Origin of the sequence: Streptomyces sp. NPDC091287 (assembly GCF_044768525.1) — a bacterium.
In the GTDB taxonomy this organism is placed as follows: domain Bacteria; phylum Actinomycetota; class Actinomycetes; order Streptomycetales; family Streptomycetaceae; genus Streptomyces.
On record NZ_JBIVUV010000008.1, the window covers coordinates 68,174 to 89,704 of the forward strand.

8 protein-coding genes are annotated in these 21,531 nt (G+C 72.3%); 4 read left to right on the forward strand and 4 right to left on the reverse strand.

Translation table 11 applies throughout. From position 1 onward, the window contains the following. Positions 1–13: 13 nt before the first annotated feature. A complete protein-coding gene (locus ACIQRW_RS15315) occupies positions 14–14,875 on the forward strand; it encodes an amino acid adenylation domain-containing protein (protein WP_403759626.1) in 14,862 nt (4,953 codons plus the stop codon). A 596-nt stretch (positions 14,876–15,471) separates the two neighbouring features. On the opposite strand, the gene ACIQRW_RS15320 is transcribed toward ACIQRW_RS15315, so the two are convergent. The 3 genes from ACIQRW_RS15320 to ACIQRW_RS15330 form a co-directional block, all read right to left on the reverse strand. Beyond that, on the reverse strand, positions 15,472–16,365 hold the full coding sequence (locus tag ACIQRW_RS15320; RefSeq protein WP_403759630.1) for an ABC transporter permease: 894 nt from the start codon (positions 16,363–16,365) through the stop codon (positions 15,472–15,474). A gap of 11 nt (positions 16,366–16,376) precedes the next feature. Further along, on the reverse strand, positions 16,377–17,321 hold the full coding sequence (locus tag ACIQRW_RS15325) for an ATP-binding cassette domain-containing protein (protein ID WP_403760282.1): 945 nt from the start codon (positions 17,319–17,321) through the stop codon (positions 16,377–16,379). Between the two features lie 147 nt (positions 17,322–17,468). Next, entirely contained in the window at positions 17,469–18,017 is a 549-nt protein-coding gene (locus tag ACIQRW_RS15330; protein WP_403760285.1) for an alpha-hydroxy-acid oxidizing protein, read from the reverse strand. 77 nt (positions 18,018–18,094) lie between these two features. On the opposite strand from ACIQRW_RS15330, the gene ACIQRW_RS15335 reads away from it, so the two are divergent. Both ACIQRW_RS15335 and ACIQRW_RS15340 read left to right on the forward strand, forming a co-directional pair. Continuing rightward, positions 18,095–18,241, forward strand: coding sequence for a hypothetical protein (locus ACIQRW_RS15335; RefSeq protein WP_403759632.1), 147 nt, complete (start codon positions 18,095–18,097; stop codon positions 18,239–18,241). 200 nt (positions 18,242–18,441) lie between these two features. Beyond that, complete coding sequence (locus ACIQRW_RS15340) at positions 18,442–18,975, forward strand: hypothetical protein (RefSeq protein WP_403759635.1); 534 nt, start codon at positions 18,442–18,444, stop codon at positions 18,973–18,975. Between the two features lie 15 nt (positions 18,976–18,990). Here ACIQRW_RS15340 and ACIQRW_RS15345 read toward each other — a convergent pair whose 3' ends face one another. Beyond that, complete coding sequence (locus ACIQRW_RS15345) at positions 18,991–19,290, reverse strand: thioesterase II family protein (protein ID WP_403759637.1); 300 nt, start codon at positions 19,288–19,290, stop codon at positions 18,991–18,993. A 426-nt stretch (positions 19,291–19,716) separates the two neighbouring features. Between ACIQRW_RS15345 and ACIQRW_RS15350 the strand changes: the two genes are divergently transcribed. After that, positions 19,717–21,495, forward strand: a complete 1,779-nt coding sequence (locus ACIQRW_RS15350) for a class I adenylate-forming enzyme family protein (protein ID WP_403759640.1) — start codon at positions 19,717–19,719, stop codon at positions 21,493–21,495. Positions 21,496–21,531: the final 36 nt, after the last annotated feature.

Here is a 21,531-nt window from a genome sequence, read left to right on the forward strand (position 1 = left end):
AGGAAACAGCGAAGTGACCAAGCGCGGTTTTGCGGATGTGTGGCCGCTCTCCCCACTCCAGCAGGGCATGTTCTTCCATGCCCTGCACGACGAGTCGGGCACCGATGTCTATGTGATCCAGATGGCGCTCGACCTGCGCCGCGCGGTCGGGGCCGAGAGCCTGCACGAGGCGGCGCGGGCGATCCTGCGCCGCCACGACAACCTGCGGGTGAGCTTCCGCAACCGCAAGTCGGGCGAGCCGGTCCAGGTCGTGCTGCACCACGCCGAACCCGAGTGGGCCGAGCACGACCTGACCGCCGTGCCCGAGGCCCGCCGCGGCGAGGAACTGACCCGGCTGCTGGACGCGGACCGGGCCCGCGGCTTCGACCTCGCCAAGCCGCCGCTGCGGTTCACCCTGGTGCGGCTCGCCGACGACGAGTACCGCTTCGTGATGACGGCCCATCACATCCTGCTGGACGGCTGGTCGATGCCGCTCGTCCTCAGCGAGCTCATGCACCTCTACACCCACGGCGGCGACGAGTCGGGGCTGCCCCCGGTGATCTCCTACCGCGAGTACCTCGGCTGGCTGGCCCGCCAGGACCGCACCGAGGCTACGGCCGCCTGGAACCGCGCCCTGGCGGGACTCGAGCGCCCGAGCCTGGTCACCCCCGAGGGCAGGGCCGGGGTGGCAACCCTGCCCGAGACACTGCTGGAGCACGTACCGGCCGAGCTTACCCGGGAGTTCGTCGCCCGGGCCAGGGCACTGGGCACCACCGCCAACAGCGTCATCCAGACGGCCTGGGGCATCGTGCTCTCCCAGCTGACGGGGAGCGACGACGTCGTCTTCGGCGAGACCGTGTCGGGCCGCCCGCCGGAGCTGACCGGCGTCGAGTCCATGGTGGGCATGTTCATCAACACCCTGCCGGTACGGGTGAGGCTGGCGAAGGACCGGTCGCTGGGCGACAACGTCCGGGCGCTCCTGGACGAGCAGACCCAGCTCCTCCCGTACAAGTACCTCGGTCTGACGGAGATCCAGCGCGCCGTCGGCCGGGGCCCGCTCTTCGACGTCATGGCGATCTTCGAGAACTACCCGGTGGACACCGACTCCCTGTCCGACGCGGCCGAGGGGATCGGCGCGGTCGCGGCGACCACCGCGGACGCCACGCACTACCCGCTCAGCCTGGAGGGCGCACTCCGCGGCGACGAGCTGACGTTCCGGCTGGACTACCGGCCCGACCTCTTCGACAAGGACGCGGTACGGGCCCTCCTCGACGCCTTCGTCGGGGTGCTGCGGGCGTTCGCCACGCGTCCCGAACTCCCCGTGGGCGAGCTGACCGTGCTCACCGAAGCCCAGCGCGAACTGCTCGTACGGCTCCCTGCCGAACCGCTGGACGCCCCCGGGGCCCAGCAGGCCGAGCCGGTGGCGCAGGGCGGCCAGGAGCCCCGCGACGAGCGGGAGCGGCTGCTGGCCGGACTCTTCGCCGAGGTGCTGGGCGTCGAGGAGATCGGCATTCACGAGAACTTCTTCGAGCGTGGCGGCGACAGCATCTCCTCGATCCAGCTCGCCCACCGCGCCCGCACCGCGGGCATCCCGCTCAGCCTGCGGGAGGTCTTCGAACACCGCACCGTCGCCCGGCTCGCCGCACTCGCCAGAACCCCCGAACCGGCCGTCACCCACGCCGACGACGGCGTGGGCCCGGTGAACCTCACCCCGATCATGCACTGGCAGCGCGCCCTGGGCGGCCCGGTCGACACCTTCAACCAGACCATGACGGTCCCGGTCCCGGCCGGACTCACCGAAACCCAGCTCCAGCAGGCGCTCCAGGCACTGCTCGACCACCACGACGCACTGCGCCTGCGCCTCAAGCGCGACGAGCGCGGCGACTGGAGCCTGGAGACCGGCGCCAAGGGCTCGGTGCGCGCCGGGGACTGCCTGCTGCGCGTGGCGGGCCCCGCCACCGATGGAGCGGCCGGCGAAACGGTCCGCGATGCGACCGCCCGGCTCGCCCCCGAGCAGGGCCGGATCGTCCAGGCGGTCTGGTTCGACGCGGGCCCGGGCGCCGATGGGCACCTCGCGATCGCCGTCCACCACCTGGCGGTCGACGGAGTGTCGTGGCGCATCCTCCTGCCGGACCTGGAAACGGCCATCACCGCCGTCACTGCCGTGGGCACGGGCGCCAGGATCGAGCTCGACCCCGTCGGCACCTCCTTCGCGCACTGGTCACGGGTGCTGGCGGAGCAGGCCGCGGCGCCGGAGCGGACAGCCGAACTGGAGCTGTGGCGCTCCGTCCTGGCCACCCCCGACCCGGTCCTCGCCGACCGCAGGCCCGACCCCGCGCGCGACGTGGCGGGAGTGGGCCGCAAGCTGACCGCGGTGCTCCCCGCCGAGGTCACCGAGACCCTGCTGGGCCGGGTGTCCGAGCGGTTCCGCACCGGGCCCGACGAGACGCTGCTCACCGCACTGGCCATCGCCGTGGCGCGCTGGCGCGAGGAGCGCGGACGGGGCGAGGGCTCCGCCGTACTGGTGGGCCTGGAGGGCCACGGGCGCGAGGAGATCGCGGACGGCATCGACCTGTCCCGTACGGTCGGCTGGTTCACCAGCCTCTACCCGGTCGCCATCGACCCGGGCGCCGCGCCCGCCGGTGAACTCCGCTCGGGCGGCCCCGCCGTCGGCACCGCCGTCAAGCGGGTCAAGGAGCAGCTGCGCGCCATCCCCGACAAGGGCATCGGTTACGGACTGCTGCGCCACCTCAACCCCGAGACGGCCCCCGAACTGGCCGCCCACGCCGAGCCCCAGATCGGCTTCAACTACCTGGGCCGCCTGGGCGAGGCCGACGAGACACAGGCCGCCCTGGCGGACACCGTGCGCGTGGACGACCTCGCCGGGGAAGCGGCGATGCCGCTCCCGTACACCCTGGAGCTCAACGCGGCGACCGTGGAGTATCCCGGAGGCCGGCGCCTCGCCGCCACCTGGACCTGGTCGGGCGCACTGCTCAGCGATGACGAGGTGCGCCGCATGGCCGACCTCTGGTTCGAGGCGCTCACGGCCCTGGCCGACCACGCGCTGACCCCGGGCGCGGGCGGGCTCACCCCGTCCGACCTGCCCCTGGTCTCCGTGGACCAGGCCGAGATCGACCGGCTGGAAGCGGCCCGCCCCGGCCTCGCCGACGTCCTGCCGCTCTCCCCGCTCCAGCAGGGCCTGCACTTCCACGGCCTGTACGACGACGCGGCGTCCGACGTCTACACCATCCAGTCCGCCCTGGAACTGAGCGGCCCCCTGGACGCCGCCGCACTGCGCAACGCCGCCGACACTCTGCTGCGCCGCCACGACAACCTGCGCGCCCACTTCGTCACCAGCAAGGCGGGCAGCCCGCTCCAGCTGATCCCGTCCGACGTCGAACTCCCGTGGTCCAACGCCGACTTGAGCCACCTCGCGGGCGAGGAGCAGGAGCGCGAGCTGGCACGGCTGCTCGACGACGACCGCACCCGCCGCTTCGACCTCACCGTGCCCCCGCTGATGCGCTGCACCCTGGTGCGGCTCGCCGACGACCAGCACCGCTTCGTTCTGACGGTGCATCACATCGCGCTCGACGGCTGGTCGATGCCGCTCTTCGTGGGCGAGCTCTTCGAGCTGTACGGCACCGGGGGTGACGCATCCGCACTGCCGCCCGTTGCTCCCTACAAGGACTACCTGACCTGGCTGGTCGCCCAGGACAAGGGCGCGTCCGAGAACGCCTGGCGCTCCGCGCTCGACGGGGTGGACGAGCCCACCCTGATCGCCCCCGACGGCCAGGGACGCGAGCCGCTCACCCCCGAGCGCCACTCGGTCCACCTGCCCGAGCCGCTGACCGAGACCCTGGTCTCCCGGGCCAGGGAACACGGGCTCACCGTCAACACCCTGGTGCAGGGCGCCTGGGGCGTGGTGCTCGGCGCGCTCACCGGACGCGAGGACGCGGTCTTCGGCGCCACCGTCTCCGGCCGCCCGCCGGAGCTGCCCGGCGTCGAGAAGATGGTCGGCCTGTTCATCAACACCCTGCCGGTGCGGGTCCGCACCGAGCGCGGCGACTCCCTGCTGACGCTGCTGACCCGTGTCCAGGCACAGCAGGCCGGGCTCCTCGCCCACCAGCACCTGGGCCTCGCCGACGTACAGCGCCTCACCGGCGCGGGCGAACTCTTCGACACCGTCCTGGTGTTCGAGAACTACCCCGTCGACATCGACGCACTGGAGAGCTCCTCCCAGGAACTCGGCGTGGTGGACGCCAAGGTCCACGACGCCATGCACTACCCGCTCGCGCTCGGCGTCACCCAGCGCGGCCACGAGATGGCCGTGCACTGGCAGTACCGCCCCGACCTGTTCGCACCGGCGGACGTCGCGGCGATCAGCGAGCGCCTGGTGCGGGTCCTGGAGGCATTCGCCGCCGACCCGGCCCGCCCGCTCTGCGCACTCGACGTGGTCTCGGCCGGCGAACGCGCCGCCATGGTGGCGCCCGGGGCCGGCGACACCGCCCGCGCCACCCTGCCCGACCTGCTCGCCGAGCGTGTCGCGAAGACCCCGGACGCCCTCGCGGTGGACGCCCCCGGACTGCGGCTCAGCTACGCCGAACTGGACGAGCGGGCCAACCGGCTGGCGCGGCTGCTCATCGAGCGCGGCGCGGGCCCCGAGCGGACCGTGGGACTGTTCCTGGGCCGCTCGGTCGAGTCGGTCGTCGCCCAGCTCGCGGTCATCAAGTCCGGAGCCGCCTATCTGCCGATCGACCCCGCCTACCCGGCGGACCGCATCGCGTTCATGCTCACCGACGCACGTCCGGTCGCACTGGTCACCACCGGCGAGCACCGGGGCGCGCTCCCGGACGCGGCGGACGCACCGGACTCAGCCCCGGCCGGACCCCTCGCCCCCGTCGACGTGGTCGACCTGGACGCCCCCGGAACCGCGGCCCGGCTCGCCGAGCTGCCCGGCACGGCGCCGGCCGACGCCGACCGGACGGCCCCGCTCACCGTGGACAGCCCCGCCTACGTCATCTACACCTCCGGCTCCACCGGGGTGCCCAAGGGCGTGGTCGTCACCCACTCGGGCCTCGCCGCGTTCGCGGCGACCGAGCGCGAGCGGTTCGACGTCACCGCGCAGAGCCGGGTGCTCCAGTACGCGTCACCGAGCTTCGACGCCTCCGTCATGGAACTCTGCATGACCCTGCTGTCCGGCGCGGCACTCGTCGTACCCGAACCTGGACCACTGGCGGGCGATCCACTCGCCGACGTACTGGCCGCGCGCGCGGTCACCCACCTGCAGATCCAGCCCGCCGCGCTGGCCACCGTGGACCCGGCGACCGTGCCCGGCCTGCGGAGCCTGGTCGTCGGCGGCGACACGGTCTCCGCCGAACTGGTCGACCGGTGGAGCCCCGGGCGCCGTCTGGTCGTCGCCTACGGCCCCACCGAGGCGACCGTGGCGACGGTGATGTCCCGGCCGCTCGCCCCGGGCAGCGGACTGCCCGCCATCGGCACCCCGATCTCCGGCAGCCGCGCCTACGTCCTGGACGGCACGCTGCGCCTGGTGCCGCCCGGCGTGGTCGGCGAGCTGTACCTGGCGGGCCCCGCGCTCGCCCGCGGCTACCTCGACCGCCCCAGGCTGACCTCCGAACGGTTCGTCGCCGACCCCTTCGGGGCACCCGGCGAGCGCATGTACCGCACCGGCGACATGGTCCGCCGCGGCGCGGACGGCGTACTGGACTTCGTCGGCCGCGACGACCACCAGGTCAAGATCCGCGGCCTGCGCATCGAACTCGGCGAAATCCAGACCGTCCTGGACCAGCACCCCGACGTCGAGCGCTGCGCGGTCGTCGCCCACGAGTCCCAGCCGGGCGTCAAACGCCTGGTGGCCTACGTCGTCCCGGTGGACGGACGGCAGCCCGAAGGGACCGAACTGCACCGGCACGTCGCCACGTCCCTGCCGGACTACATGGTGCCGTCCCTCTTCATGCACCTGGACGCACTGCCGCTCACGGTCAACGGCAAGCTCGACCGCAAGGCCCTGCCCGAGCCCGAGATCGCCGAAGGACCCGTCCGCGCCCCGCGCAACGCCACCGAGGAGACGCTGGTCGGGCTCTTCGCCGAGGTCCTCGGCGTGCAGCCGCCCGGCATCGACACCGGCTTCTTCGAGCTGGGCGGCGACAGCATCAGCTCGATCCAGCTGGTCGGCCGGGCACGCGCGGCAGGCCTCCGGTTCAGCCCCCGCGACGTCTTCGAACACCGCACGGTGGAACACCTCGCGGCAACCGTGGCCGCGGCCGACGCGAGCCGCGACGAGCAGCGGGAAACAAGCGCCGCGGCCGACAGCGACGGCATCGGCGAGGTGCCGCTCACCCCGATCATCCACTGGATACGTGAACGCGGCGGCGCCATCGACGAGTTCAACCAGACCATGTCCGTCCCGGTGCCGCCCGGCGCCGACCGCACGGTGGTGACCGGGGCCCTGCAGGCCGTCATCGACCACCACGACGCGCTGCGCATGTCCCTGGCGCGCATCGCGGACGACTTCGGCTGGACCCTGGAGATCGCCCCGCCCGGCACCGTACGCGCGGACGGATGCGTCCACCGCGTCGACGTCGCCGAGCTGCTCGCTGCCGACCTGAGCGAGGCGGAACTCGACGCCCGCGCCGTCCAGGAGGTCACCGACGCCCAGTCGGGCCTCGACCCGGAGGCGGGCACCATGGTGCGCTGCGTCTGGTTCGACGCGGGCACCGAAGCCCCCGGCCGACTCACCGTGATCATCCACCACCTGGCGGTCGACGGCGTCTCCTGGCGGATCCTCAACCCCGACCTGGAGGCCGCCTTCACGGCACTCATGGCCGGCAGGGCAGTCGAGCTCGAACCGGTCGGCACCTCCTTCCGCCGCTGGTCCCAGGCGCTCTCCGAGTTGGCGGGACAGCCGGAGCGGATGCGCGAACTGACGCTCTGGCGCGAAGTGCTCGGCGGGCCGGACCCGGCCCTGACACCGCGCCCGATCGACCCCGCCAAGGACCGCTTCGGCACCGCGTCCCAGCTGACCCTGACCCTGCCCGCCGCCCTCACCCAGCCCCTCATCGGACGCATCCCGGCACTGTTCAACGCCGGCGTCAACGACGTCCTGCTGGCCGCGTTCGCCCTCGCCCTCACCGACTGGCGCGAACGCACCGGCCGGGGCGAGGGTGACGACATCCTCATTGACCTCGAGGGCCACGGCCGCGAGGAGATCGTCGAAGGCGCCGACCTGTCCCGTACGGTCGGCTGGTTCACCAGCCTCTACCCGGTGCGGCTGGCCCCCGGCGAGGCGGCCGACGACGAGCTCTGGGCGGGCGGCCCCGGCGTCGGGAGGGCCATCAAACGGATCAAGGAACAACTGCGCGCCCTGCCCGACAACGGCATCGGCTACGGGCTGCTGCGCCACCTCAACCCGCAGACCTCGCAGGTGCTCGGCCGCTACGGGCAGCCGCAGATCGGCTTCAACTACCTGGGCCGCATGGGCGAGTCGCAGGAGCCGGCCGACCTGGAGCCGCGCGTCACCCACGATGTGTCGGTGGCGGAGGCCGCCATGGCCCTGCCGCACCCGCTCGACGTCACCGCCACCGCCGTGACCCACCCGGACGGGCCGCACCTGGTCGCCAACTGGATCTGGGCCCGCGAACTGTTCTCCGAGGACGACATCCGCGCGCTCGCCGCCGGATGGTTCCGGGCACTGGAGGCCGTGGTGCGCCACGCCGACGGCGCGGGCGAAACGGGCGGGCTCAGCCCGTCCGACCTCACTCTGGTCACCCTCGACCAGGAGGAGATCGACCGCCTGGAGTCCGCTCGCGACGGGGTGAGCGACGTACTGCCGCTCTCCCCGCTCCAGGAGGGACTGCTCTTCCACGCGCTGTACGACGACCGCGGCGCGGACATGTACACCACCCTGATGGCGTTCGACCTGCGCGGCGAACTCGTCCCCGGCCGGCTGCGGGACTCGGCGCGCGCCCTGCTGCTGCGCCACGAGAACCTGCGCGCGGCCTTCAGGCCCGGTGCGTCGGGCCAGTCGCTCCAGATCATCCCGCGCGAGGCCGAAGTGGTGTGGCGGGAGCACGACCTGGGTGGCCTCGCCCCCGACGAGCGCCCCGCCGCACTCGACCGGCTGACCACCCAGGCGCTGGGCGAACGGTTCGATCCCCGCCGGTCCCCGCTGCTGCGCTTCACCCTGGTGCGGCTCGGAGCCGAAGAGCACCGGCTCCTCCTGACCAACCACCACATCCTCTTCGACGGCTGGTCGGGCCCGATCCTGGCGGCGGAGCTCTTCGAGATCCACCAGGCGGGCGGCGACGCCTCGGGACTGCCCCGGGTGACCCCGTACAAGGAGTACCTGGCCTGGCTCGCGGGACAGGACCGTACCGCCGCCCAGGAAGCATGGCGGCGGGCACTCGACGGAGTGACCGAGCCCGCGCTGGTGGCCCCCGTCGACCCCGGGCGCGCGGCACTGCGGCCCAGGACCCACCAGATCGCCCTGTCCGCCGAGGCCACCGCCGCCCTCACGGCCCGGGCGCGCAGGCACGGCCTGACCAAGAACACCGTGGTCCAGGGCGCCTGGGGACTGCTGATCGCCGGTCTCACCGGCCGCGACGACGTACTCTTCGGCGAGACGGTCAACGGCCGCCCCGCCGAACTCCCGGGCGTCGAGACCATGGTGGGCCTCTTCATCAACACCCTCCCCGTACGGGTGCGCATCGAGCGCGGCGACACCCTGCTCTCGTTGCTGACCCGGCTCCAGGAGACCCAGTACGAGCTGCTCCCGCACAAGTACCTCGGGCTCACCGACATCCAGCGGATCGCCGGCACGGGCGCGCTCTTCGACACCTCCACCGAGTTCAGCAACTTCCCGGTGGACGCCGCCGAACGGCACGAAGAGCGGCAGCAGGGCCTCGACGTCACCGGCGTCGAGATCATGGACGGCACGCACTACCCGCTCTCGCTCAGCGCGTCGGACGGCACGGCCCTCACGCTGAAGATCGACTACCGGCCCGACGTGTTCGACGACGCCACCGCGCACGCGCTCGGCGAGCGGCTGCGGCTGCTCATCGAGCAGTTCGCCAGTGCACCCGACCGCAAGGTCGACACCCTCGAAACGCTCTCCGCAGCCGAGCGCGAGACGCTGCTCGTCGCATGGAACGACACCGCGCGCGAGGTCCCGGGGCAGAGCGTCCCCGAGCTCTTCCGCGCCCAGGCCGCCCGTACCCCCGACGCCCCTGCCGTCGTCTGCGGCGAGGACCGCCTCGACTACCGAGGGCTCGACGAGCTCTCGGACCGGCTGGCAGCCCGGCTCTGCGCGCTCGGCGTGACCCGCGAAACCCCGGTCACCGTACTGATGGAGCGCTCTGCGGCACTGCCCGCTGCCGTCCTCGCCATCCTCAAGGCGGGCGGCGTCTACGTGCCGCTGCGCGACACCGACCCGCCCGCCAGGCTGCGGCACGTGGTGTCCGACACCGGCGCACCGGTCGTGGTCACCGACACCGCGCTCGCCTCCCGCGCCGCCGAGCTCGGCATCGCCGTGCTGAACGCACAGTCGGCCGATGAGGCCCCCGAGGCGCCGGCGCCTCGCATCACGGTCCACCAACAGCAGTTGGCGTACGTGATGTACACCTCCGGCTCCACGGGGCTGGCCAAGGGCGTCGAGATCACCCAGCGCGACGTGGTCGAGCTCGCCTTCGACCGGCGCTGGCAGGACGGGGCGCACGAGCGGGTGCTGCTCCACTCGCCCACCGCGTTCGACGCCTCGACGTACGAGTTCTGGGTGCCGCTGCTGGGCGGCGGGACCGTCGTCGTGGCACCCCCGCACGACCTCGACGTGGCGGGCCTGGAACGGGTGCTCGCCGAGCAGCGGGTGACCGGACTGTGGCTCACCGCCGGGCTGTTCCGGCTGGTCGCAGAGGAGTCCCCCGGCTGCCTCGCGGGGGTCCGCGAGGTGTGGACGGGCGGCGACGTCGTCCCGGCCGCCGCGGTGCGCCGCGTCCGCGAGTCCTGCCCGGACACCGTGGTCGTGGACGGCTACGGCCCGACCGAGACGACCACCTTCGCGCTCAGCCACGCCATCGCCGCCGACGAGCCCGTACCGGCACACATCCCGGTCGGGCGTCCGCTGGACAACATGCGCGTCTACGTCCTGGACGCCGCGCTGCGCCCGGCCCCGTGCGGCGTGGCGGGCGAGCTGTACATCGCGGGCGCCGGCCTGGCCCGCGGCTACACGGGACAGCGGGCGCTGACCGCGAGCCGGTTCGTCGCCGACCCCTTCGGCCCCGCAGGGACCCGTATGTACCGCACGGGCGACCTCGCCCGGTGGACCGCGGGCGGCGTGGTCGAGTTCGTCGGCCGGGCCGACGACCAGATCAAGCTCCGCGGCTTCCGCATCGAGCTCGGCGAGATCGAGGACCGGCTCTCGCGCCACCCGGACGTGGCCCAGGCCACCGTGGTGGTCCGCGAGGACCGGCCGGGCGACAAGCGGCTCGTCGGCTACGTGGTCACCACGCGGCCGGTGGAGACGGGGGCGCTGAAGGAGTACCTCGGCGGCGAACTCCCCGACTACATGGTGCCTTCGGCGCTGCTGGCCCTGGACGCGCTGCCGCTCACGGCCAACGGCAAGGTCGACCGCAGGGCCCTGCCCGCCCCCGAGTACGGCGGCGCGGGCGAGCGGCGCGCGCCGCGCGACGCCCGTGAGGCGGCCCTGTGCGGGCTGTACGCCGACGTCCTCGGCATCGCCGAAGTCGGCATCGACGACAGCTTCTTCGACCTGGGCGGACACTCCCTGCTGGCGACGCGCCTGGTGAACCGCATCAGGAACGCCTTCGAGGTCGAGGTGCCGGTGCGCGCCGTGTTCGAGGCGCCGACCGTCGCGGCCCTGGCGGCCAGGACGGCGGACGCCGCTCAGGCGCGCCGCCGCCTGGAGGCGGTCGAGCGGCCGGACGTGATCCCGCTGTCCTACGCGCAGCGCAGGCTCTGGTTCATCGACTCGGTGCAGGACACCGACGGCTCGTACAACATCCAGCTGGCCGTCCGGCTCCTCGGCGACCTCGACGCCCCCGCCCTGCGGTCCGGGCTGGCCGACGTGGTGACCCGGCACGAGAGCCTGCGCACGGTCTTCCCCGCCGAGGGCGGCGTCCCGCGCCAGCACATCCTCGACGCGGGGGAGTACGACCTCGCGCTCGACACCAGGGACGTCACGGAACAGGAACTGGACGGTGTGCTCGGCACGCTGGCGGTGGCCGACTTCGACCTGGCGACCGAGATACCGCTCCGCGCCCACCTGCTGGCACTCGCACCGCGTGAGCACGTCCTGGTCCTGGTCCTCCACCACATCGCGGGTGACGGCTCCTCGCTGGCGCCGCTCGCCCGCGACATCGGGACCGCCTACAAGGCCCGCGCCGAAGGCCGCGCACCCGCGTTCGCACCGCTGCCGGTGCAGTACCCGGACTACGCCCTGTGGCAGCAGCGGGTACTGGGCGACGAGACCGGCCAGGACAGCGCCTTCGCCCGCCAGCTGACCTACTGGCGCACAGCACTGGCGGCACTCCCCGAGGAACTGGAACTCCCCCTGGACCGGCCGCGGTCGGCCGAGGCGGGCAACGTCGGCGGGCACGTCCCGCTGCGCTTCCCCGACGAAACCGTCCGCGGGGCGCACCGCATCGCCGCCGAGACCGGCTCCAGCCTCTTCATGGTGCTGCACGCCGCCGTCGCGGCGCTGCTCCACCGGCTGGGCGGCGGGACGGACATCCCGCTGGGCACGGTGGTCGCGGGGCGCGGAGAGGAGGCACTGGAGGAGCTCGTGGGCTTCTTCGTCAACTCGCTGGTGCTGCGTGCCGACCTGTCGGGCGACCCGGGCTTCGCCGAACTGGTCGAACGGGTCAAGGAGACCGACCTGGCGGCCTTCGGCCATCAGGACGTCCCCTTCGAGCGGCTGGTCGATGAGCTCAATCCGGTACGCACGCTCTCGCGCAACCCGCTGTTCCAGGTGGCCATCAGCCTGGACAACAACGAGGAGGCGGCGCTGGAGCTGCCCGGGCTGACCCTGGCCCCGCAGCCGACGACCGCGGAGATCGCCAAGTTCGACCTCTCGTTCAACTTCGCCGAGGAGCCGGGCACGCGCGAGAGCGCCGACTTGGGCGGTCATCTGGAGTACAACACCGCCCTGTTCGACCGCGCCACGGCCGAATCCTTCGCCGACCGGCTGGTGCGGCTGCTGACCGCGGCCGTCGCCGACCCGGCTCGGCCCGTCGGGGCGATCGAACTGCTCTCGCCGCAGGAGCGCGACCTGCTCCTGCACGAGGTGAACGACACCGCGCGGGAGATGCCCGGCGGCAGCGTGCCCGAGCTGTTCGCGGCCCGGGCGGCCGGCACCCCGGACGCCGTCGCGGTGTCGGGCGACGGAATCCGGCTCACCTACGCCGAGCTGGAAGCCCGCGCCAACCGGCTGGCCAGGAGGCTGGTCGAGGCGGGGGTCACCCCGGACTCGCGGGTCGCGGTGCTCCAGGAGCGCTCGGTCGACCTGGTGGTCACCACCCTCGCGGTACTGAAGGCCGGAGCGGCGTACGTACCGCTGGACGTCCGCTACCAGGTGCCGCGCCTGGAACTGATCGTCGAGGAGACCCAGTGCGTGGCCCTGCTCGTCGACCGGGCCATGGCCTCGGTGGAGTTCCGGCACGGGGCCCGCGTCCTGGTCGTGGACGACGAAGGACCGGACACCGGCGACGGCACCGACCCGGGCGCGCCCGCCGTCCCCCAGCACGCCGACGCCCTCGCGTACATCATGTACACCTCGGGCTCGACGGGGAAGCCGAAGGGCATCGCCATCACCCACCGCAACATCGTCGCGCTCGCGGCGGACCGCAGGTGGGAGACCGGGCACGAACGGGTGCTGTTCCACTCGCCGTACGCCTTCGACGCCTCCACCTACGAACTGTGGGCGCCGCTGCTGGGTGGCGGCCGGGTGGTCGTGGCACCCAAGGGCCAGCTCGACGCGGCCCGGCTGCGCGGCCTCGTCGAACGGGAGGGGCTCACCGCGGTCTTCATGACCACGGCCCTGTTCAACCTGCTCGCCGAGGAGGACCCCGGCTGCTTCGGCTCCCTCGCGCAGATCTGGACGGGCGGCGAACAGGTCTCGCCCGCCGCGTTCCAACGGGTCTTGGACACCTGCGGGGACACCCGGGTCATCCATGTCTACGGTCCCACCGAGACCACCGTCTACACCTTGTGCCACCCGCTGCGCGCCCCGTACCGGACCGGAAGGAACGTGCCCATCGGACGGCCGATGGACAACACCAGGGCCTACATCCTGGACGACCGGCTGCGGCCCGTCGTCCGCGGCGTGGCCGGAGAGCTCTACCTGGCGGGCACGGGTACGGCCCGCGGCTACCACGGGCTGCCCGGCATGACCGCGGAGCGCTTCGTCCCCGACCCGTACGGGACGGCCGGCGAGCGCATGTACCGCACCGGCGACGTGGTCCGCTGGGACGCCGAAGGGCAGGTGGAGTTCGTCGGGCGCGCCGACCACCAGGTGAAGATCAGGGGCCTGCGCATCGAGCTCGGCGAGATCGAGTCGGCCATCGACGACCAGCCCCAGGTCTCCCGGAACCTGGTGACCGTCAGGGAGGACCAGCCCGGCAACAAGAAGCTGGTGGCGTACGTCGTCCCGGTGGCCGGGGCCGACCCGGCGGGGCTGCGGGACCAACTGGCGCAGCGGCTGCCCGACTACATGGTGCCCTCGGCGTTCGTGGTCCTCGACGACCTGCCGCTGAACTCCAACGGCAAGGTCGACCGCAAGGCACTGCCCGCCCCGGACTTCGGGGCGTCCACGGGCGGGCGCGGGCCGCGCAACCCGCGCGAGGAACTCCTCTGCGGGCTCTATGCGGCGCTGCTCAAGCTGGACCGGGTGGGCATCGACGACAACTTCTTCGAGCTCGGCGGCGACAGCATCGTCTCCATTCAGCTCACCAGCAGGATCCGTTCGGTCTTCGGAGTCGCACTCTCCAACCGGGCCGTCTTCCAGGCGCCCACGGTGGCCTCGCTGCTGGAGCTGATCAACGAGGGCGGGCAGGAGGACGACGCGTTCGACGTGCTGCTCCCGCTGCGCACGGGGGGAGACGCCGCACCCGTCTTCTGCCTCCACCCGGTCGGCGGCGTCAGCTGGATGTACTCGGCGCTGATGCACCACATCGACGGCGACCGCCCGATCTACGGCATCCAGGCCCGGGGCCTGAGCCGGCGGGAGGAACTGCCGCGGTCCATCGGGGAGATGGCGCGACACTACGTCGAGCGCATCCGGTCGGTGCAGCCCTCGGGCCCGTACCACCTGCTCGGCTGGTCGATGGGGGCACTCCTGGCCCACGAGATCGCGGTCCAGCTGCGGCGAGGGGGCGAGGAGATCGCCCTGCTCGCCAACCTCGACCAGGTGCCGGTGGTCTCCGCCGAACTCACCAACGACTACGTCGAGGCGGACGAACAGAAGGTCCTGATGTCGCTCCTGGACTTCGTCGGGCGCGACCCGGGGATGTTCGGGGACGGCCCGCTGGAGCACGACAAGGTGATGGCCGTGCTCAAGGAGGAGGGCAGCGCGCTGGCCACCTTCGACGACGAGCACATCCTGCGCATCGGAGCGGTCAACAACAACAACTGGGACCTGACGCTGGACCACGAGCCCGAGGTCTTCGACGGGGACGTGCTGCTGTTCGTCGCCACCCGCGACGAGGACCACCCCGAGGGCAAGGCGGAGCACTCGGTGGCGCGGCTGAAGCCGTACGTCACGGGGACGGTGGAGACCGTGGACATCGACTGCGAGCACCGTCAGCTGCTTCAGGAGGGCCCGGTGGCCGAGGTCGGACGGATCCTGCGGGACCGGCTCAGGAGCCTGTGAGCCTGACGCCGGGGCCCGGGGGCAGCAGCCCCGGGCCCCGCGAGTCCCCCATCACCGTCTTGGTGGCTCCGCAACGGGGACACTGGTCCTGGCGGACCGCGGACTGAGGGGACTGGTTTGCCGGCACCGGTTCCGTGACCGGGGAGCTCACCTGCTGTGGAGGATCGAACGCCGGGCGGCCCGCCGGGTCGGGGAAGTGCTGCCGGACGGGAGTTACCCGTCCTTGATCCAGCCGAACAAGCACGCCAAGGCCGCTGCCGAGCGGATCTCGTTCACCCGGGCCCTGCACGTCGTTCGCCGCTCGGTGATCACACCGTGCGGCTCTTCCCCCATCAGCCCGCAGCCGTGACCGTCGCCTCGGACTCGCCGAGATCGGCCGGTCACCACTGCGGCCCCGACGCTCACGCGAGTGCCCGCGCGAGGTCCGCTCGCGCATCACCCCGTACAACAGCAAAACCGCAGGCGAGCCCGCCGGCTACCACCGTCCGCCCGTCACCGTCACCGTGAACCACCGATGGCCGGCGGCAGGGGGCAACAGTCATGCCGGGCCCGGAGTCCAGCGGCCCCGTTGCGGAACCACGGACAACATAACGGGGTTACTTGACGCGGCGGAAGTTGTGGATCGCGAGGGGAGCCATCAGCACCACGACCGCCACGCAGATGCCCAGCGGGACGAGGACGCTGCTGAGCCGCGGTTCGCCCAGCGCCAGTTCCCTGGCCGCGGTGATGGCGTGGGACATCGGGTTGACCTCGGCGAAGCCGCGCAGCCAGCCCGGCAGTCCGTCGGTGGGGACGAAGGCGTTGGAGGCGAACAGCAGGACCATGTTGATGATGCCTCCGACCGGTTGCATCGCCTCGGGGCGGCGCAGCCATGCCGAGAGCGCCATGAAGACCCAGCCGAGCGACCAGCCGAGCACCGTGGCGACCATCAGCGCACCCAGCGCACCGAGCACGCCGCCGTCCGGAGAGAAGCCGAAGACCAGCGCCCCCGCCACCAGCATCGCCAGCAGGTTGACGGCGCTGAGCACCGTGTCGGCGACGGACCGGCCGACCAGGACCGAGCCGGTGTGGACCGGCATGGACTGGAAGCGGGCGATGATGCCGTTGTTCATCTCCGTGGTCAGCGCCACTCCGGACTTCAGCCCGGCGTTCACCGCGCTGGTGACCAGGAAGGCCGGCAGCAGGTAGTCGACGTAACTGACTCCCGCGGGGAAGCTGGTGGTCTGCGAGACGCTCTTGAAGACCTGGCTGAACACGGTCAGCATCAGGATCGGTTCGAGGATGCCGGGCAGCACCAGGGCCGGCTCCCGCAGAGCCCTCAGCGAGCGCCCTGAGAGCACCTGTATCTGACGCGCGATGGTCGCGCCCTGGAAGCGGGGTGCCGCCCCGGCCGCGGTGTTCGGTCCGTCCTGGGCGTCCGTGGTCTTTGGGGCGTCCGGGCTGTCGTGGCGTACGCCGGGCTCGGCCGCCCGGTTGGTGGTCACACTCATCGGGGCGTCCCTTACTGCGCGTGTGCGTGCGCGGGGGTGGTGGAGTGGTTCAGGGCCATGTAGACGTCGTCGAGCGTGGGCTCGGAGTAGGCGAGCCCCGCGATCTCGACCGCCGCCTCGTCCGCGGTGCGCACGATGGTGGCGAGGCCCGTGGAATCCATGACGGGGACGGTGACGACCAGGCCGGACTCGTCATGGGCGGGGGCCAGACCGCCCCGGAGCAGGGCGTCGACGATGCGGGGCCGGTCGTCGGGGCCGCGCAGCGTCATGGAGACGCTGCGGTGCCCGACGCGGGACTTGAGCTCGTCCGCCGTGCCCGAGGCGATCACCCGGCCGTCGGCCAGCACCGTGATGGAGTCCGCCAGGTAGTCGGCCTCCTCCAGGTACTGCGTGGTCAGCAGCACGGTGGTGCCCTCGCCCGCGAGCCGCTCGACGATCTCCCACAGTTCGCGCCGGGCGATGGGGTCGAGCCCCGTGGTCGGTTCGTCGAGGAAGATCACCTCGGGGCGGCCCACCAGGCTCGCCGCGAGATCGAGCCGGCGCCGCATGCCGCCCGAGTAGTTCTTGGCGGTGCGGCCCGCCGCCGCCGACAGCCCGAAGACCTCCAGCAGTTCGTCGGCGCGCTCGGCAGCCTGGGCCCTGCTCGCACCGAGGAGACGGGCGAGCAGCACCAGATTGGTCCGCCCCGAGAGGGTCTCGTCCACGGCTGCGTACTGGCCGGTGAGGCCGATGCGGCGGCGTACTTCCTCGGCCTCCTGCCGTACGTCGAGACCGCAGACCGCGACACGGCCCGAAGTGGCCCGGCGCAGGGTGCTCAGGATGTTGACGAGCGTGGTCTTGCCCGCGCCGTTGTGGCCGAGCAGACCCAGAATGGCCCCCTTCGGGACGCTGAGGCTCACCTGGTCCAGTGCGGTCGCCGCACCGTACTTCTTGGTGACTTCTTCGACTTCGATCATCAGTGGGGCCACGTGCTGTTCCTCCCTGGGGTCGAGGTGACCACCACCGGCCGTGCCGCGTGCGAGGGATGACCGATGGGAGCAGCAGGCTTGGCAGTCGGCCAATTCCGCACGATACGCACCGACGGGCCTGTGGCCTCGGGCTCTTCAGAAACCTCGAAGTGGAACGGGACGGCGGCCGGGACGGGCGGCGCGCCGGGCCCGCCCCGCGGACACGCCGGTCAGTACGCGGGGACGGAACCGGATGCGCTCGAAGGCCCGGACGTTCGCGGCGAGCGTCTGCTCCTCGCCGGCACGGCCCTCGATGAAGTCCCACACGGGAGCGGAGACGACCGTGCGCGCACGGGCGGCGAACTCGGCCAGGGACAGGCACTGGTTGACGGGGGACGGGGAGCCGTGACCGGTCGTGAGGCGACCGCCTCCGCGCCCGCCCTGGCCCGCTCGACAGCCTGGCCTGCTCGCCGACGGCCACGTATTCGCTGTAGTAGTTCTCGAACCCGAACCCGAACCCGGACCCGTCGATGTAATAGCGCACCGTGTCGTGCAGGGTTCCGGCTGCCAGGCAGACCGCGATATGGTCCAGGTGCCGCAGCCGGGGTGCGCCGTCCCGGTCGGCCACCGCGCCCGCAGTCTCCACCCAGTCGCGCCCGGCGGGCAGCCCGCGCACCACGCCAGGCCGCTTCGGTGTCCGTGCAGGCGAAAGCGATGTCGGCTATACCGTCGCTGTGCACGGCGCGGAAGTCGGCGGCGCCCGGTCCGGAACGGACCACCAGGTGGAGGTCACCCTGGCGCAGCAGCGCCGAATTCAGGCTGCCCGTGTTGCTCCGCGCCTTCTCCTGGAATCCGAAGGAGGAGACGAAATGGTCGACGGTCTTCCCCTGGTCATGGGTGTAGATCTCGATGAACTCGACACATCGTGAGCAGCCATGATGTTGTCCCATCCGATGCTTGGCTGATGAGGTCGGTTCAACTCAGCTGATGCGAAGAGCCGGTTGATCGGTGCTTTCTGGCAGATTGTTGCCATAACATTTTTTTTCGGGCCTTGTTTGGAAACGCTCCCTATGATGTGTGCTCCAGTACCCGTCCGTCTGTCCGCCCAGTGTTCGCTGAGGAGTTAGCGATGTCCGGTTCCGATCTGTCCGGTCTCGCCGAGATGTTGCCGGATTGGCACTTCAGGGAGTTTCATTCGATCGAGGTCCCGGGAAGCCCCGAGGAAGTTATGCGTGCTGTGCATGCGACGACCTGGGCGGAGGCGCGGATCGCGCGCGCTCTCGTGGCGATTACGCGGGCCGATGTATCGGCACAGCGCCGAATCGTTCCCGAGTTCCTGGGCGGCATGGGAGAGGTTGTTCCCGCAGGCGAAACGGAGTTCCTGTTCGGCGCGATTCAATCGCCGTACGAATTGCCCCGGCCCCCCGGTGAAATCTCCGACATCATCAGGGAGTCCCAGGATCCGGGAATCCTGAAGATAGGGATGAACGTGCGGTACGCCGACGGACTGCTGACCACGGAGACCAGAATCCTGGCGACGGACGAGAAGACGCGCCGTCACTTCCAGCGGTACTGGCTGTTCATCCAGTTCGGCAGTGGGCTGACCCGCACCTCGATGCTGCGGGGCATCCGGCGCAGACTGCTGCGGGAGACGGCCGGCTGACGGCCACACCCCGCATCAGCCCAGCCGGGACGGGGTGAGCGCGTCTATGTGGTCGGGCAGACGCGCCCACACCCGGGGTGTGTAGAAGTGCCCACCCGGCAGTTGCTTCTCCGTGAGGCCGCCGTCGGTGAGCGCCCGCCACTGGTCGACCGCCGCGTCGTCCACGCTGTCCAGCTCGCCGCGGAGCACCTGCACGGGTGCGCGCACCCGGTCGCCGGGGCGGTAGCGGTAGCTGTCCACGGTGTGCAGGCCGGCGCGGAAGAGGTCGACGGCCGTGCCCACCATCTCCGGCTCGGCGAGCACGGCCTCGGGCAACTGCCCCGCCCCGCCCGAGTAAGGATCAGATCGCGCCAGAGCACTTCTGCGGACAGCCCTTTCTACCGGGCTGCTCGCGCCCTCCCTCGCCGACGGTGTCCTTCCGGCCGTCCCGGCTCAGACGCTCTACGCGGCGGCCATTCCTACCTGGTCCACCAGCGCTCCACCCTGATCAGGACGGTCGCCGGCCGGCTGCTGACCGTCGAGTGAAACGGACGCGTGGACGCGTGTGACGCGGACGCGTGCACGTCGGCGCGTGCACGCAGACGATCCGGGAGCCCGGACCGCCGGACCACCCCGGACCGCCCGGCCCGCCCGCACGGCCAGGAGGCCGAAGGGCGAGGGTACGGCCTTGGCGCCGCGCCCCCGTCCGCATAGCGTCTCGCGTAGCAGCCAGCGTCAGCGTCAGCGCGAGAGAGGCCGTCCGTGCCGCACACCCACCCGTCCCCGCCCCCGGCCCCCGAAGGCGCCGGGGCTCCCGCGGAACGCGCCCGGCGCGCCGCGCGCATCGAGGCCTCCCTCACCGCGCCCGGCGCGCCCTTCGCCGTGGTCATCGGCGAGCAGGGGACGCCGGAGTACGCCGACGGGCCCCGTACGCTCCGCGAGTTCGTGGAGACCACTTGGGCCTACCGGGACAAGCCGTTCCTCATCGCCGGCGAACAGCGGTACTCCTACGCCGAGTTCTTCGCCGCCGCCTCCGCCCTCGCCGTACGCCTGCGGGAGCGGTACGGGCTGCGCTCCGGCGACCGGGCCGTGATCGCGATGCGGAACCATCCCGAGTGGCAGATCGCCTTCTGGGCCGCCCAGTTGGCCGGTCTCGTCGCCGTACCGCTCAACGCCTGGTGGACGGAGGACGAGTTCGTCCACGCCCTGGAGGACTGCGAGCCCGGGGTGCTCCTCGTGGACGGGGAGCGGCTGGGGCGGGTCTCCGGCTGGGCCCGGCGGACCGGGACGCGCGTCGTCCTCTTCCACGGGGACCACGGCGAGGTGGACGAAACCGGGCTCGCGCCCGGGCTGCGCGTCGAGCGGTACGAGGAGTTCCCCGCGCCCGACCCGCTGGCCGCGCCACCCGACGTGGAGCCCCGGCCCGAGGACGACGCCACGATCCTGTACACCTCCGGCACCACCGGCCGCCCCAAGGGCGCGGTGGCCACCCATCTCGCCCAGGCCGGGGCCGCGCTCAACCCCCGCTACCACGCGGCGGCCTCCGCGCTGGCGCGTGGCGTCATCCCGGGGCAGGGGCCCGCCCCCGTCTCCCTGATGACGTTCCCGTTCTTCCACGTCGCCGCGTTCACCGGCTTCTACGGTGCGATGGCGGCCGGCGGCACGCTCGTCCTGATGCACAAGTGGGACGCGGACGAGGCGCTGCGGCTGATCCGGGCGCACCGCGTCACGCACTTCGCCGGGGTGCCCACCACCGGGCTCCAGCTGCTGGAGGCCGCGGAGCGGACCGGGGACGGGCTGGAGAGCCTCACGCTGTTCAGCACCGGGGGAGCCCCCGCCCCGCCCGCCCTGGTCGCCCGCCTCACCTCCCGGTACGGCGAACGCGTCGAGCCCCGCAACGGCTACGGCCTCACCGAGACCAGCGGCGGGGTCCTCGCGCACTTCGGGGACGCGTACCGGGCGGAGCCGGGTGGCGCGGGACGGCCCACCCCGGTCACGGAGGTGAGGGTCGCCTCCCCGTCGGGCGAGGAGCTGCCCGACGGGGAGGCGGGGGAGCTGTGGCTGCGCGGCCAGTCGCTGTTCCGCGGCTACTGGCGCGACGCGGCGGCGACCGAGGAGGCCTTCGGCGACGGTGGCTGGTTCCGTACGGGGGACCTCGCCGTATGCCGCGAGGGGCGGGTATCCATCGTGGACCGGCTCAAGGACGTGGTGATCCGGGGCGGCGAGAACGTGTACTGCGTCGAGGTCGAGGGCGTCCTGCACGACCACCCCGACGTGGCCGACGCCGCCGTCCTCGGCATCCCGCACCCGGTGCTGGGCGAGGAAGTGGCGGCCGTCGTCCGGCCGCGCCCCGGGGCAGGGGTCACCGCCGGGGGCCTGCGCGAGCACGTCGGCGCGAGGCTCGCCGCCTTCAAGGTGCCCGCCCGGGTGCTGTTCACCGACGAGGAGCTTCCGCGCAACGCCACCGGGAAGCTCCTCAAGCACCGCCTCCGCGCCTTCGCGGAGGGCGCCGAGGAGGGTGCCGAGGAGGGCGCCGAGTAGGACACCGCAGCGTGCGGTCCGCCGTGCGCTGCGGAC

Bases quoted from the DNA above. Each gene is read 5' to 3' on its own strand.
- ACIQRW_RS15320 (WP_403759630.1), bottom strand. From the start codon at position 16,365: ATGAGTGTGACCACCAACCGGGCGGCCGAGCCCGGCGTACGCCACGAC.
- ACIQRW_RS15325 (WP_403760282.1), bottom strand. From the start codon at position 17,321: ATGATCGAAGTCGAAGAAGTCACCAAGAAGTACGGTGCGGCGACCGCA.
- ACIQRW_RS15340 (WP_403759635.1), top strand. From the start codon at position 18,442: ATGTCCGGTTCCGATCTGTCCGGTCTCGCCGAGATGTTGCCGGATTGG.